Genomic DNA, 15,607 nt, shown 5'->3' with positions numbered 1-15,607 from the left:
CTTTTGAAATATAAATAATGGGAGCCCCCCTTTCAGTACAAAAGGAGGGCTCCTTATTTTTTTACGATACAATCCTCAACTCGCCATATCCTGCTGCTCTTGGCCCCCAGAGCCTTCGTCTTTGTGACTTCGCAGCGAAATCCGTACCTTTGCTTCATCCGGCGGAATATCGATAAACCAGTCGTTCTCGCCTTCCCGATCCTCCCAATCATTCAACCTGACGATACAGCCGACCCGCTTGGTTCCGGAGGCTGCGTAGAAGACCGCTCGAGCTTTGCCGCTGTCCGCCTTTGAGAATGGCACGCTGCCATCCTGCACGCCCGTTCCCCACACCCATACGTTCCAGCCATCATAAGCTTGATCACGTCTCTCATATTCGATCTCAACGGTAGTCAGCCCTTGCTTCTTCTGGGCCTGATCCTCGTACAACACCATCAGCGACAGCCCTGGGACGGCTATAGCTCCTTGGTCCAACGTCTCGATCGTATCCGTACCTGCCTGGCGATCATTCACCACGATGTTCCAGCGGTAAGGCGTAGGCGGCAGATCAACCGTCATTTCATGCTCATTCCCGTTCACGATCACAACGATCTGTCCCCAGCTATCTTGTGCAGCATGATGCGTTAACCGGTAGGCAATAATCCGATCGCTGCTGCGCAGCACTTCCATATGTTCCTCAATCTCTTCTCTTGCTGCCATTCGAAATGCTGGATGGGCTTTGCGCAGGGCAATAAGGCCTTTGTAGTAGTCAAACACAGGTCTGAATCTTTTCTTGTTTGACCAGCGGATGGCATTAACGGCATCCCCGCTGCGGTAGCTATTATGATCGCCAAATTTCGTGCGAAGCAGCTCATCGCCGGCATGCAGCAGCGGAATCCCCTGAGAGAGCAGTACAATGCCGTTAGCCAGCAAGCTGCGGCGCACAGGCACTGCCGACATCACATCTTCATCAGGAATATCGACATAAGGCTTAGATGCAGCGGTTGCCTGCCATACATCGCCGCCGTTAACCAGCTTCCCGTCCATCAGATGGAGCAGCCCTGCCTGCTCTTCCATCCCGTGTGCCACCAAAATTTTGTCCCACAGATTCAAATTATCGTGCACGGTGACGTAATTGACCGTCTCATCCGGATGCAGCGCAAAATCATGGATCGAGCCCATCATCCCTTCAACGACCGCACCCTCGTACCATGGTTCGCCCGTAGCAAACCCAGGGCCGCGACCGTCATTGTCACCCTTAATGGCATGCCGGAAATGATCATTGAATACAGCAAAGCCTTGACCCTTCTGGCTTCCTTTGACGGTCTGTTCCGTTAACGGGCTTAAGCCTCCTGTCCAGGGTTCACCATAAAACAGAAGAGAGTAATCCACCTCACGACGCAGCTCACTTACAAGCTCTTTCATCGTTGTTGTATCAATCAAAGCCATCAAATCAAACCGAAATCCATCGATGTGATACTCCTCGGCCCAGTACCTTAAGGAATCCTTAATGTATTTGCGTACCATCGGCTTCTCCGTAGCCAGCTCATTGCCTACGCCTGAACCGTTCGATAAATTTCCATATCCATCCTTTCGATAGAAATACCCCGGCGCTAATCGTTCAAACGGACCGTCATCCACCGTATACGTATGGTTGTAAACCACATCCATGATGACACGGATTCCCCTCGCATGCAGAGCCAGAATCATTTCCTTCAGCTCCCGGATGCGCACAATTGGATCCATAGGGTCTGTCGCATATGAACCTTCAGGAACGTTGTAATTTTGCGGATCATACCCCCAGTTATACTCGCGGTTCAAGCAGCCGGTTTCATAACCGTCCAGCTCATTGACCGTTCGAAAATCAAATACCGGCAGCAGATGCACATGGGTTACACCCAATTCTTCAAGATGATCCAGGCCAATGGTATTCCCTTCGGAATCCCGCAGGCCACCCTCCGTGAATGCCTTATATTTTCCTCTATATTTCATTCCCGAATCGGTATGAATCGAGAAGTCGCGTACATGAAGCTCATAGAGCACCGCATCCGTAGGCTTCAGCAGCTCGGGTCTAACATCCTGCTCCCACCCCGGCGGATTGCTCTTCGCCAGATCAACAACCGCCCCGCGGCAGCCGTTGGCGGACACCGCTGTTGCATAGGGGTCAACGGCATAACACACGTCACCGTCCACTGACTCGATTTGGTACATATAATACGTTCCATGAAGATCCCTGTTTACGACAGTCGACCATATACCGTCGCCACTATGTTCCATTGAATATAAAATACCGCCCTCGTGATCCGTTACGAGACCTTGCTCGTTATACTCTCCCGGACTTTCATACAAAGCCAGTCTCACATGAACCGCTTCCGGAGCCCATACCTGAAAGGCCGTTCCCTCTCTTCGGTAGGTTGCCCCCAGCTTAACACTAGTGCAGCTCTTGATCATGTCCATAGTCATCATCACCGTCACTTATAAGTAGATTTACTTCCTAGTATGGGCGCCTGAATCATAAGACAGACCTCTAGCACATGAATGTAGAACGCTTTCATATACCATGATATGCCAAAAGCCCTGATTTGGTTTGGGTTTGATGCCAATTAACTATATATTTAGGCTATTATACTAGCAAATATGCCGGGTGTCTTTCTTTTGACAAAAAAACATCTGCCCAAATGGACAGATGTTGTCAATGTATGGTTTTCGTGGAAAAAGATTAGTAGAGTCCTCAAAACAAACGAAGTGCTTCATCAATTCCTAAGACCGTTCGGGGCTTCTTCCCCTTACTCGCCTGCTACTTCTATGGATTCCACCAGAGCCACTACTTCCTCTGCGGTACCCATTTCAATTGCTTTGGCAGCGAGTGCCTGCATATCACTGCGGGACAGCTTCCCGATCTGGCTGCGCGCCGGAAGAATGGATGTAGCACTCATGCTAAACTCATCCAGCCCCAAACCGAGGAGAATCGGAATCGCCGTGGCGTCACCGGCCATTTCACCGCACATACCAACCCAGCGGCCTTCGCGATGAGCGGCATCGATAACCATTTTAACCAGTCGCAAAATCGCCGGATTATAGGGTTGATACAAATAAGAAACCCGTTCATTCATGCGGTCAGCGGCCATCGTATACTGGATAAGATCATTCGTTCCGATACTGAAGAAATCAACCTCTTTCGCAAACTGATCTGCAAGCACCGCAGTGGATGGAATCTCCACCATGATCCCGAGTTGGATCTCCTCGGATACCGGAATGCCTTCGCTTACAAGCTTGGATTTCTCTTCCTCCAAAAGCGCTTTGGCTTCGCGGAATTCACCGAGTGTCGCGATCATGGGAAACATGATTCGCAGATTGCCATGGACGCTTGCGCGGAGCAGTGCCCGAAGCTGTGTTCTGAAAATATCCTGACGGTCCAGGCACAGCCTAATGGCCCGGAATCCCAGGAACGGATTCATTTCCTTAGGAAGATCCAGATAAGGCAGCTCTTTGTCCCCGCCGATATCAAGCGTGCGGACAACAACCGGCTTGCCTTCCATTTTCTCCAGTACCGATTTATAAGCGACATACTGGATCTCTTCGGAAGGAAGTTTATCTCTGCCCATGTACAAGAATTCCGTACGATACAATCCTACCGCTTCCCCGCCATTCTCCAACACGCCAGTTACATCGTTTGGTGTCCCGATATTGGCGGCCAGTTCCACATGGATCCCGTCCTTGGATACCGTCGGTTCGGAGCGGAGTTTCTTCCATTCCTCGACCTGTTTGGCGTAGGCATCCTGCTTCGCACGGTATTGGGCTACAATAGCTTCAGTAGGATTAATGATGACATCCCCTTCCAGTCCGTCAACGATGATCAAATTCCCGTTTTGGACCGAAGAGAGCACGTTTTTCGTTCCGACGACAGCCGGAATTTCAAGCGAACGGGCCATGATGGCAGAATGCGAGGTACGCCCGCCAATATTCGTCGTAAATCCTTTAACGTAGTTGCGGTTCAACTGCGCTGTATCCGACGGGGTCAAGTCCTCTGCAACCACGATCACTTCTTCGCTGATTTCGGATGGACTGACATAATTCAGGCCGAGCAGATGCTTAAGAATACGTTTGGTTACGTCGCGCATATCCGCTGCCCGCTCCTGCAAGTAGGCACTCTTCATGTTCTCGAACATTTGAATGAATTGGGTTGCCGTTTCATTTAAGGCGTATTCCGCGTTAACCGAATCGGAAGCGATTTTCGCTTTGACCGGTTCAATCAATTCCGGATCATTCAGGATGAGAAGGTGAGATTCGAAAATCTCAGCCTTCTTCTCCCCGAGTTCCTGAAGCGTACGGGCTTTGATCGCTTCCAGCTCAGCCTGGGACTGAGCCAGCGCCGCATCCAGCTTCGAAAGCTCGGCATCTGTGTCTGCCACTTGCTTTTCCGTAACAGAGTAATCGGGATGCTCCAGCGTAAATGCACGTGCAATCGCGATGCCTGCGGAAGCCGCGATTCCTTTCAAATTATTCATGAAGCTCGCCTAACCCTTCGTTCACCATCACTTCTTGCAGTGCAGTCAGCGCTTCGCTCTCATTGCCGCCTTCCGTGATCAGTGTCAATGTATCACCTTGCTCCAATCCGAGGGACAGAACGCCCAGAATCGATTTCAACGTTACTTTTTTGCCGTTAGCTTCGGCAAATGAATTGGTATCCTGGAATTTGTTCGCCGTATTTACCAATGCTGTTGCTGGACGTGCGTGAATTCCATCTTCGTCAATAATTCTGAATGTTTGTTGCATGTTCATCATCCTACTTTCGTATATTTAAATTTTTTGGAATCCTTGAGATAACCGTGAAATTAAGGTTTCAATATGGTGATGATCCCTTGTTCACCACTTTTTACTTCACCGGTCTTGTTCAGCTTCACAGAAGCTCCTTCCGGCAAATTCGAGAAGATCACAGGAGAGATAATCGATTTGGCATTCGCCTTCACATAATCCAGATCCACTTGCATGATCGGTTGGCCTGTAGATACCAGATCCCCCTCCTGAACAAGCACTTCAAACCCTTGCCCCTTCAGCTTAACGGTATTGACGCCGATATGGACAAGCACTTCCTTGCCGCCATCGGACATAATGCCGACCGCATGCTTGCTGGGGAATACGTTAAACACGGTTCCGTTAACAGGAGAAGCGATCGTTCCGTTATGAGGCAATACCGCAAATCCATCCCCCGTCATTCGTTCTGCAAACACAGGATCAGGTACATGAGAAATATCCATAAGCTCTCCATCGACTGGAGATGCGATCTCCTCCATGACAAGCGTTTCTCCGTTCTGACCCGCCTGCAACTCTTCTTTAGCAGTCGGCATCGTTTCCACATCCGCTGCTGCAGGTGCGGTAGTCGGTGTTATACCCGACATAATGTCCTGGATTTGCGATTTAATCGTATCGGAACGCGTTCCGAATATCGCCTGGATATTATTCCCCACCTCCAGCACACCTGACGCACCCAACTGTTTCAGCCTTGTCTTATCGACACGACCCTTATCTTTCACCTCTACCCGAAGCCGGGTAATGCAGGCATCCAGATGCGCAATGTTAGGTTGGCCGCCAAGAGCAGTCAGAATGTTAAGCGGCAGTTCATTTTTGCTGTCACCACTTGCTCCCTGGGAGCCTGATTCCGACTCCGATGCAGAAGCTTCCTCCCGGCCCGGCGTCTTCAGATTGAATTTCCGAATGACAAACCGGAATCCGAAATAATAGATTACTGCCATGATAGCACCAACAATGAGAACATTCCACCATGGCGTCCGATTCGGAATGACACCGAAAATCATGTAATCGATCAGGCCGCCCGAGAAGGTCATGCCAATCTTGGTACCCAGAATATGCATGGTCATGAAGGATAGACCTGCGAACAACGCATGCACGACGAACAAGATCGGTGCGACGAACAGGAAGGAGAACTCTAGCGGTTCCGTGATCCCGGTCAAGAAGGAGGTCAGTGCTGCCGACCCCATAATACCAGCAACGAACTTTTTGTTCTCCGGTCTCGCTTCATGATAGATAGCAAGCGCAGCAGCAGGAAGACCAAACATCATAAACGGATATTTACCCGTCATGAAGGTGCCTGCTGTAAACTCGACACCATCCCGAAGCTGAGCCATGAATATATTTTGATCACCGCGCACCATTTGACCTGCCTGATTCAAATATTCCCCGAACTCAAACCAGAATGGAGAATAGAAAATGTGGTGCAGACCGAACGGAATCAATCCGCGTTCCACAACGCCGAACACAAAAGCGGACAGCGTCAGGTTTTGCTCCAGCATAAAATGGGATGCAGTGTTAAGCGTAGACTGGATCGGTGGCCATATAAAGACCATTAACAGACCAAGCAAAACGGACGTTGCAGCCGTCATAATCGGAACAAAGCGTTTTCCTGCAAAAAAGCCCAGATAGGACGGAAGCTCTATTTTGAAAAATCTTCGGTACATGCTTGCCGCTAATATACCTACAATAATTCCGCCGAATACCCCGGTTGCCAGGGTCGGAATGCCAAGCACGCTGGCATATTCGTAATTCGTGCCAATCATCGATGGCGTCACACCTATAACGCTGCCCATGGTAACGTTCATGACAAGGTAACCGATGATCGCAGCAAGCCCGGCCACACCTTCACCTCCGGCCAAGCCGACGGCAACCCCCACTGCAAACAGCAATGATAAATTCGTGAACACAATTTGTCCCGCATTCATCATGACAGTGGCAGCTGCTTGAACCCAAGCCGCATTGAGCCACGGTGCATACTGCAGGAAATCAGGGTTGACCAGCATATTTCCAAGGCCGAGTAATAGTCCGGCCGCCGGCAATATGGCCACGGGCAGCATCAGAGCTTTACCGACCCTTTGCAGGACGCCAAAAAGCCGCTTAAACATGAAAATTCTCACCCTCTATCTAGTTGTGATCACAAAGCTGAATGTAGAACATCATAAAACAAGCAAATCAAAAAAAAGGCATGAGTAACCACGGGAAAATGGATGGCTAATCTCATGGATTAGATTACCCAAAAATGGGTAATAACAACCAAATTCCTGCAATACTCATGCCTGATCGAATCAGTTACACGTTTGATTTGAAGTTTTATGCTTCATAACTGTTCGTATTGTAACATCGTTCATTTTTCGTTGCAACCACATGGTAAGGGACTTAATAAAATCTTCACATTTGCTCGCCCTGCTCTTTGCGCTGGACCAGCCGCTCCAGATGAATGGTCAAATAACCGGCTTCAGCGGGATATACGGGCTTCTTCAGTCGCTGCTCCATCATCTTTGTCAGTTTCCATGCCAAGGAATACGTCTCAGGATATTCACGCTTCAGCAGACCATCCAATGAACTCGTCTCGTTTACCGCTTCTCCCCGCCGAATCCGCTCCAACGCAAACCGGAGATGGGTTAGTAGACGGGAATAATCCAATGAATCCCTCGGGATGGTATAATCCAGCTGCTGTTCAACGGTATGTACTAGATCCGCGATCAGCTCCGAATGTTTGCGAACCTCCGAAATGTGCTGGTTTGTGAGCGCGCCGTGAAAATGAAGGGCAATGAATCCGATTTCCTCTTGGCCCAAGTCGACCCCAAGTTTCTCCCTGATGGTACGGACGGCGTATTCCGCCATCTCGTACTCCTCTGGATACATCTCTCGGGTTTCGTATAAAAAGGGATTATGAATATAGAGACCTTGGGCATGGCGTTTAATGGCAAATGCAATATGATCAGTCAACGCAATGTGGATATGCTCATTCAGAGGAGCGTCGCTGGATTTGGCAGCGTTCAGAATAATGTCATTCATCGCCTCAATCAGCTTCTCATCGATATGAGGCACCAGCTGTTTATACTGCTCCTGCTCCTCCGGTTTGGTCAAAATGAACATCTTCTCGGCAGCGGAGGCCAGGATACGGTCTTTATTCTTCCGGTTAAAGCCAATTCCCTTGCCAATAACAACAACCTCGCCATGTTGAGGATGCTTCGCTATGATTACATTATTGTTCAACACTTTAGCCACTTGTAAGCTGCTCACGTTTGCACCTCTTTTTGATTCATACGCGTATACTCGGATATCTTATCAGAAATATCAGAGCGCGGCAAAATCATATGTGGTTGCCAAAGACTCCAAAGTGCCGTACCGCTCCCTGTGGACGCTATCCAATCCTACTTGCCGCTCGTTCTATTCTTCCTTCGCAGCACTTGTCTCAACAGGCACCGGTACAGGTACAAGCTCCTGCTCCACAGCTACCGGCTTTTGGGCCGGGGCAGACTTCTTGGTCAATCCTTTAATCAGTTCTTCCACATCAATCCCTGACACACTCTTCAACATTTCAGGCGCCGTGGACATCAGCTCGGTCACATAATTGCTCACGCGAGCTGCTCCCTCGCCTTTGCCTGTATCAACAACCGTCAGCTTGTCGATGGACGAGATTGGCTCAGCAATCTTGCCGGCAAGCTCAGGCAGCATTTTTACGATGATATCGAGCACAGCAGCTTCTCCAAACTTCTGGAACGCTTCGGCGAGTTTCTCTTTGGCATCGGCTTCGGCAATACCGCGCAGGCGAATGACTTCGGCTTCAGCCGTACCTTTCGCACGCTCAGCATCCGCAACCGCCAGACCATCCAGGCGCTTCTGTTCCGCAGAGGCTTTAGCTTGGGTTTCGATGGAATACTGCAAGGCATCCGCTTCGCGCATCTTGCGGGCCTTATCCGCTTCGGCCGCCTGCTCAACGGCATAGCGATCCGCTTCGGCCTTTTTCTTCACGTCCGCGTCGTACTGCTTCTCACGAATCATGATTTCTTTTTCCTGCAGATCGATTTCCCGTTCCTTACGAACGAGCTCAACCTTCATCTGCTCTTCAACCGCCGTTTGTTTGGCACGGGCTTCCTGGATATGATAGGCTTGGTCTGCTTCGGCCTTCGCCGTATCCTGTTCCTTCTTAAATGAAGCGACCTTCAGCTCCCGTTCCTTCTCGGCTTCCGCGATGTTGGTATCACGTATAACCTCGGCCTTCTGTCCTTCTTCTTCCGCGCGCGCTTTCTGAATCCGCGCGTCACGCACCGCTTCGGCTTCGGCAATCTCCGCATCCCGCTTTACCGTAGCGATCCGTGGTTTACCCAGCGCTTCCAGATATCCATGCTTATCGCGAACGTCCTTAATGGTAAAGGAAACGATCTGCAATCCCATCTTCTTGAGGTCTCTTGCAGCGACACCCTGAACCTCCTGCGCAAATTTATCGCGGTTACGGTAAACTTCCTCTACCGTCATGGAACCGAGAATGGCACGTAGATGACCTTCCAGCACTTCCTGGGCTTCGCCCTTCAGCGCTTCAATCGGCTTACCCATGAATTGCTCGGCTGCCGTTGCCACATCTTCGATCGAGCTTCCCACTTTTATGATGGCTACCCCATCGGCCATAACCGGAACGCCTTGCTCCGTGTACACTTCAGGTGTCATAACATCCAGTTTATGAGATAAGAGCGATACAAATTCGGAGCGCTGAAACACGGGAAGTATAAATGCGCCTCCGCCGCGCACGATTTTGATTTTGCGGCCGGATTCATCCTCCGACAAATTTCTACTTCCCAAAAAAGAACCGGTTACGATCATCGCTTCATCCGGGCTCACCGTTTTGTAACGGGCCCAGAACGCAAGTCCTAACACGACAATGACGCCTACAACAATTGACGGAATTACTAAGAATTCTGGCATTGAATCAATCCTCTCCTTTTCGTTCTTCCAGTTCGGACACTCTCAGGACACCCTCAACAACGTCGACAACCACCACACGGACACCTGCGGGGAGACTTTGGCGATCAAAGCTAGACGCGATGTGCGTCGTGTTGCCTGCGCCAACCTTGACCATCACTTCACCGAATCCTTCTGCAGGAAGCGGTACGGTGACAACGCCGATCATGCCCGCGAGCTCCTTTATGGAGAAGCCCGTCGAGTTCTCGCTGTTCGCCATCGGTTTAACGTAGCCGAAGTAGACGAGAATCGAAATGACGATAGCCGCTAAGACAGACAGCGTTACATGGGCACCTGCCGCTAATTCCGTGTATTTCGTCAGCATGATTCCGGTACCGCCAAATACAGTGATTCCTCCAGCGATCACAACCGGATTGAAAAAATCCACTGACAAAAAGTCCAATAATCCGTCAAGCGCCGAGCTAAGTATGTCGCCAAGCACTACGGTTACGATGGCAAATATCACGCCTCCGATCAGACAGCCCCAATATAACGCTTCCATGTTGATTGCCCCCTCTAGAACTCCTTACTGTGTATAACAAGTAATACGGCAAAATGTTTGCTAAAGTTTCAATTATTTCCCTCAAACGTATGAAAATCTCTTCATATCTATATTCCACGTCCCAATTAAAAAGCCTGCACGGCATGAGCCGGCAGGCTTTGAAATAATTCTATTCCTTGTCATATAACGACAGGACAACCCTTATAGTGACATCCGATAAATCTCCACGACGTCTTCACGCTGCAGCTTGCGGAAGTTGCCAAAAGGACCAAACCGCATCGCCTTATCGGCCATAGCCTCGATCTGGCTGTCGTCAATCTCGTACGATCCCAGTGTGCTTGGCGCACCGATGGAAGTCCAGAAGCTGCGAAGCGCTTTAATTCCTTCCAATCCGATGGCTTCATCGCTTTTTCCTGCCGGGTCCACTCCGAATACGTTCACGGCAAGTGACTTGAAGCGCTGAGGATCCGCACTTTGATTATATTTCATCCAATTCGGGAACAGGATCGCCAGTCCGCCGCCATGCGGAATATCGTATACGGCAGATACCGCGTGCTCGATGTTATGGGTTCCCCAGTCACCGGCCATCCCCATATTGATCATGCCGTTGAGCGCCATCGTTCCGCAATACATGATCGTCTCGCGGTGCTCATAGTTCTCCAGATCCTCAACCAGCTTCGGTGCCGTATCGATAACGGTACGAAGTATCGTTTCGCAGAATCCGTCCTGCACGGGCGTGTTGGTGTCTTGGTGGAAGTAGTGCTCCAGCACGTGAGACATGATATCTACGATACCGTACACCGTTTGATCCCGCGGAAGAGAGAACGTATGTACAGGGTCCAGAATCGAAAATGCGGGGTACGCATGAGGACTTCCCCAGCCCATCTTCTCTTGCGTTACTTCATTGGTGATGACGGAGCCGCCGTTCATCTCCGATCCCGTTGCAGCCATCGTAAGTACCGTTCCAAGTGGAAGACCCGCTTGCGGAACGGCTTTGCGCTCTACGAAATCCCACATATCTCCGTCATATTTGGCGCCAACGGCAATGGCCTTGGAGCAGTCAAGGACGCTTCCGCCGCCAACGGCCAGAATAAGATCAATGTCATGCTCCCGGCACAATGCCACACCCTTATGAACCGTCGACAGGCGCGGGTTCGGTTCCACACCGGCAAGCTCCGTCACTGCTGCATTCGCTTCCTTGAGCAATGCGATAACCTGATCGTACAGTCCGCTGCGCTTGATGCTGCCGCCACCATATACGAGTAATACGTTTCGGCCATATTTGGCCACTTCAACACTTAAAGCGCTCAGCTGGCCCTTGCCAAAAATCAATTGAGTCGGATTATGAAAAACAAAAGGTCTCATGTGCATTACCTCCATTGCATCTTGTTCGCATCTATATTCTATGTTGCATGCTTTTTCATTCTATACCATTCCCCTAATGCAAAACAAACAGCCGTATTATCTCCAGAAAGATCGGCTGTTTGAATGATGATCATCGTTATCGTTAACTTCAATCCATCATATATCCATCAATGAATATCTATTTGCTATCTGAGACGTATCCCATATGGCTCAGGAATCGCTGAAATGCCTGTTGTCCTTCTGCCGTCTGTTTGTACACCCCGGCATGCTCCAAAATCGTCGTAAATTTGTGGCCGACCTCCCGGCGAATCAGCTCGATTGCCTCGGCCTTATCCGGCGAGGCTGCTCCCCGTCCTCGCAGCTCCTCGATCCAATCTCCATGGATGGCAAGTGGATGGTCGGTGGCCTTGCTGTCGGCGTAAAGCTCCTCGTTCCCCGCCAGGATATCGGCGATTAGATCGAGCTCTTCCTTGAGTCGGCCCGGCAGGATCGCCAGGCCCATCACTTCAATCAAGCCGATGTTTTCCTTCTTGATGTGGAACATCTCCCGGTGAGGATGGAAGATCCCTTCCGGATATTGCTCATTCGTGCGATTGTTCCTCAGAACCAGGTCCATCTCATAGATGCCCTCGTCATTTCGGCGGGCAATCGGAGTAACCGTATTATGGCGGACCCGCTCTCCGTCCACTTGGCTGAACGCTTCAATATCTGCTGAAGGATCACTGTAAATTTTCCATGCCTCGTATATGCTGTTCGCGCATTCAAGGAGCGATTCCCGTTCCTTTGAGGATAGCCTGATAACCGACATCGGCCACTTCACAATGGCCACGGATACGCCCGGATAATCCCCATGCGTAAATCCGGCCACCTTCGGTGCTTTCTGAATCGGGAAAGTATGGCGTCCCCCTTGAAAATGATCATGCGTGAGAATCGAGCCCCCGACAATCGGGAGATCCGCATTCGATCCGAGAAAATAATGCGGGTAGGCATCGACGAAGCTCAAGAGGCGGGCAAGCGTCGCTTTAGTCAGCTTCATCGGCACATGGTCGTGATGGAATACAATACAGTGCTCGTTATAGTAAACATACGGCGAGTATTGGAAAAACCATGGTTCTCCGTTTAGCTCCAGCGGAATAATGCGCAGGTTTTGCCGCGCAGGGTGATTGACCCTGCCTGCATAACCGACATTCTCCCGGCAGAGCTGGCATTTCGGATAGACCGGCGGAGGCAGCAGTTTAGCCATGGCGATTTCCTTCGGACTCTTCTCCGGCTTGGAGAGATTGATAGTAATCTCAATATCGCCATACGCGCTGGTATGCCGCCAGTATTCGTTCTTGGCTACGCGGTCCATGCGAATGTAGTTCGAGTCGATGCACAGATTGTAAAATTGCCGGGTTGCCGCAATAATCCCCTGCTCCTGCTGGACCGCCCGGAACTGCGCTGTTACTTCCGAAGGTCTTGCCATGAGCCGGCCCATGATTTTGGCGTCCAGCAGATCCCGGTACGTATCGGTATTCTCGGGGATCATACCATGTGCCGCGCCGTAATCGATCATGATGTCGAGCATAGTCTGAGGCCCATCCGGTATCGGGTCGTTCACTTCGTCGCCGTACGGTTCGCTGAATCCAAAATCCTCCAGCAGCAGATTGCGGCTGTAATCGGCATCGTCTGCCTGAATCAGGCCTTTATGAAGTGCAAAACGCACCAGCATTTCAATCGCATGAAGAACCCGCTTGGATTCGGGAGTTCCTGATGTTGCTGCATTCATGGTCATCGTCCCCCTTGGATTAATTGTCACCGTAACCGTCCGGACGGCTGCTGTGCCATTTCCATGCGCTCTCGATAATCTCCTCAAGCGTCGTTCGGGATGGTGCCCATCCGAGAACCGTTCGCGCTTTGTCCGATGACGCCACCAATACCGCAGGGTCACCGGCACGGCGAGCTTCCATGACAACCGGAATGTCGGCACCCGTCACCTGCTTCGAGGTCTCGATAACCTCCTTAACCGAAAACCCAAGTCCGTTGCCGAGGTTAAACACATTGCTGGACTCTCCGCGGCGAAGGTACTCAACCGCGCGCAGATGCGCGTTCGCAAGATCGCTGACATGAATGTAGTCACGGACACATGTGCCGTCAGGCGTTGCATAATCATCGCCAAACACCGAGATGCTTGCGCGCTGCTTCAAAGCCGTTTGCAGGACAAGCGGAATCAGATGGCTTTCAGGCCGGTGATCCTCACCGATCTTACCGCTGGCATGCGAGCCGGCTGCGTTAAAGTAACGAAGGGACACATACTTCACGCCAAGCACGGTATCAAACCAGGACATCATCCGTTCCATCATCAGCTTGGTTTCCCCGTACACGTTCGTCGGCTGCGTCCGGTCCGTTTCCTCGATCGGCACCTTCGCAGGCTCGCCGTAGGTTGCTGCCGTTGACGAGAAGACGATCTTCCGCACACCCGCTTCATTCATGGCTTCCAGCAGGCACAGCGTGCCGTATACGTTGTTATCGTAATATTTCACCGGATCTTTCATGCTCTCGCCAACCAGAGAATTCGCAGCAAAATGGATAACGGCATCAATGTCGTTTTCCGAAAACAGCTGTTTCAGCAGCGCCTTGTCACGCAAATCGCCAACATACAGCTTTCCGCCGAGCAGCGCTTCGCGATGCCCCGTCTCCAGACTGTCGATCACAACAACCTCTTCCCCCTGCTCCAAGAGCTCCGCTACGGTGTGAGAACCGATATAACCCGCACCGCCAGTTACTAAAATAGCCATATTATTCGCCCTCCTTCACTTCATGCACGCCTTGACCTACACCGCATACGTAGAAATCCGGCTTCAGTCCAATTCTGGCTTCGTACTGCTGCCCCACTTCCGTGATGAAACGCTCCACCGCATCCTCGTGCACGAGAGATACCGTACAGCCTCCAAAACCGGCTCCCGTCATTCTGGAACCCAGCGTGCCTGGAATCCGCTGAGCTTCTTCCACCAGCGCATCCAACTCATCGCCCGTTACTTCGTACAGATAACGCAAAGAGTCGTGGGACTGGTTCATATATTGTCCGAATGCTTCCAGATCACCGTTCTTCAAAGCCTTCACGGAATCATGCACACGCTGGTTTTCCTCAACAACATGCTGGGCACGTCTTCGGACGGTTTCATCTCGGATGCTGTCCTGCAAGGTTGCGAATTGATCCGGATTCAGTTGAGCGAGATACGATAACGCCGGCAGCTCCTTCTGCAAAATTTCCAAAGCGCGGTCGCACTCGCTGCGGCGTTCATTGTATTTGGAATCGACGAGTCCGCGCCGTTTGTTGGTATTCGATATCACGATTTTGTATGCTCCGGTCCGGAAAGGTACCAGCTCATACTCCAGCGTATCGCACATTAACAGAATGGCATGATCCTGCTTGCCGTTGGCTACGGCGAATTGATCCATAATGCCGGAGTTGACGCCAACGAACAGGTTCTCCACCCGCTGCGAAAGCTTCGCAATCTCCACCGTATCCGTCTCCTTGCCTTCCATCTTCAAGAAGGCGTAAGCCGTGACCACTTCGATGGACGCCGAGGACGAGAGGCCTGCGCCGTTCGGGATATCTCCATGGTAGAGCAGGTCATAACCGCTGCTAAGATTGCAGCCGATTTTATTTAGCTCCGTTATGACGCCGACCGGATAATCCGTCCATTGATCGCTTTTGTGGCCATAATCATCATCCAGGCTGATCGTTAGTTCATAGGGGATATTCGTGGATGAAAAGCTTACCTTGTTATCGTCGCGCGGCCTTATAATCAAGGTGGTGCCAAACTCCAAGGCGGCCGGAAGCACATAACCTCCGTTATAATCCAAATGCTCCCCGATCAGGTTCACGCGACCGGGTGCGTTAAATATGCGAACCTTATGCTGGTTCTCACCGTGCTTGTCCATAAATCTTTCCATAAGCTGTTGCGTCGTCACTGCCATCACTCCATCCTGTACATATGGTAG

Annotated in this window: 11 protein-coding genes; all 11 read right to left on the bottom strand. The window is 50.9% G+C overall.

Features of this window, described 5'->3' with window-relative positions; translation table 11 throughout:
* Window positions 1-75 precede the first annotated feature (75 nt).
* Window positions 76-2,436 (bottom strand): type I pullulanase, encoded by a 2,361-nt coding sequence (pulA, locus tag NYE54_RS09580; protein ID WP_339271809.1) that lies wholly within the window; start codon window positions 2,434-2,436, stop codon window positions 76-78.
* Window positions 2,437-2,765: 329 nt separating this feature from the next.
* Entirely contained in the window at window positions 2,766-4,487 is a 1,722-nt protein-coding gene (gene ptsP, locus NYE54_RS09575; protein WP_339271808.1) for a phosphoenolpyruvate--protein phosphotransferase, read from the bottom strand.
* Complete coding sequence (locus NYE54_RS09570; RefSeq protein ID WP_009591829.1) at window positions 4,480-4,755, bottom strand: HPr family phosphocarrier protein; 276 nt, start codon at window positions 4,753-4,755, stop codon at window positions 4,480-4,482. Before NYE54_RS09570 ends, ptsP begins: the two co-directional genes overlap by 8 nt.
* Window positions 4,756-4,814: 59 nt before the next feature.
* Window positions 4,815-6,896, bottom strand: a complete 2,082-nt coding sequence (ptsG, locus tag NYE54_RS09565; protein ID WP_339271805.1) for a glucose-specific PTS transporter subunit IIBC — start codon at window positions 6,894-6,896, stop codon at window positions 4,815-4,817.
* A 283-nt stretch (window positions 6,897-7,179) separates the two neighbouring features.
* Window positions 7,180-8,037, bottom strand: a complete 858-nt coding sequence (locus NYE54_RS09560) for a PRD domain-containing protein (protein ID WP_076320478.1) — start codon at window positions 8,035-8,037, stop codon at window positions 7,180-7,182.
* Window positions 8,038-8,184: 147 nt separating this feature from the next.
* Entirely contained in the window at window positions 8,185-9,717 is a 1,533-nt protein-coding gene (locus NYE54_RS09555) for a flotillin family protein (protein ID WP_076320477.1), read from the bottom strand.
* 4 nt (window positions 9,718-9,721) lie between these two features.
* Complete coding sequence (locus tag NYE54_RS09550) at window positions 9,722-10,255, bottom strand: protease (RefSeq protein ID WP_076320476.1); 534 nt, start codon at window positions 10,253-10,255, stop codon at window positions 9,722-9,724.
* Between the two features lie 201 nt (window positions 10,256-10,456).
* Complete coding sequence (locus NYE54_RS09545) at window positions 10,457-11,620, bottom strand: iron-containing alcohol dehydrogenase (RefSeq protein ID WP_339271803.1); 1,164 nt, start codon at window positions 11,618-11,620, stop codon at window positions 10,457-10,459.
* A 178-nt stretch (window positions 11,621-11,798) separates the two neighbouring features.
* Entirely contained in the window at window positions 11,799-13,388 is a 1,590-nt protein-coding gene (locus tag NYE54_RS09540) for a UDP-glucose--hexose-1-phosphate uridylyltransferase (RefSeq protein ID WP_339271801.1), read from the bottom strand.
* Window positions 13,389-13,407: 19 nt separating this feature from the next.
* Window positions 13,408-14,397 (bottom strand): UDP-glucose 4-epimerase GalE, encoded by a 990-nt coding sequence (galE, locus tag NYE54_RS09535; protein ID WP_339271800.1) that lies wholly within the window; start codon window positions 14,395-14,397, stop codon window positions 13,408-13,410.
* 1 nt (window position 14,398) lies between these two features.
* On the bottom strand, window positions 14,399-15,577 hold the full coding sequence (locus tag NYE54_RS09530) for a galactokinase (protein WP_213645560.1): 1,179 nt from the start codon (window positions 15,575-15,577) through the stop codon (window positions 14,399-14,401).
* Between the last annotated feature and the right edge of the window lie 30 nt (window positions 15,578-15,607).

Origin of the sequence: Paenibacillus sp. FSL K6-1330 (assembly GCF_037976825.1) — a bacterium.
Taxonomy (GTDB): Bacteria; Bacillota; Bacilli; order Paenibacillales; family Paenibacillaceae; genus Paenibacillus_AQ.
This window is presented reverse-complemented; position numbering and strand designations above follow the sequence as displayed.

Coding starts and splice junctions, on each gene's coding strand:
- ptsG (WP_339271805.1), bottom strand. CDS start 6,896: ATGTTTAAGCGGCTTTTTGGCGTCCTGCAAAGGGTCGGTAAAGCTCTG.
- NYE54_RS09550 (WP_076320476.1), bottom strand. CDS start 10,255: ATGGAAGCGTTATATTGGGGCTGTCTGATCGGAGGCGTGATATTTGCC.
- NYE54_RS09555 (WP_076320477.1), bottom strand. CDS start 9,717: ATGCCAGAATTCTTAGTAATTCCGTCAATTGTTGTAGGCGTCATTGTC.
- galE (WP_339271800.1), bottom strand. CDS start 14,397: ATGGCTATTTTAGTAACTGGCGGTGCGGGTTATATCGGTTCTCACACC.
- NYE54_RS09545 (WP_339271803.1), bottom strand. CDS start 11,620: ATGAGACCTTTTGTTTTTCATAATCCGACTCAATTGATTTTTGGCAAG.
- NYE54_RS09540 (WP_339271801.1), bottom strand. CDS start 13,388: ATGAATGCAGCAACATCAGGAACTCCCGAATCCAAGCGGGTTCTTCAT.
- pulA (WP_339271809.1), bottom strand. CDS start 2,436: ATGGACATGATCAAGAGCTGCACTAGTGTTAAGCTGGGGGCAACCTAC.
- ptsP (WP_339271808.1), bottom strand. CDS start 4,487: ATGAATAATTTGAAAGGAATCGCGGCTTCCGCAGGCATCGCGATTGCA.
- NYE54_RS09570 (WP_009591829.1), bottom strand. CDS start 4,755: ATGCAACAAACATTCAGAATTATTGACGAAGATGGAATTCACGCACGT.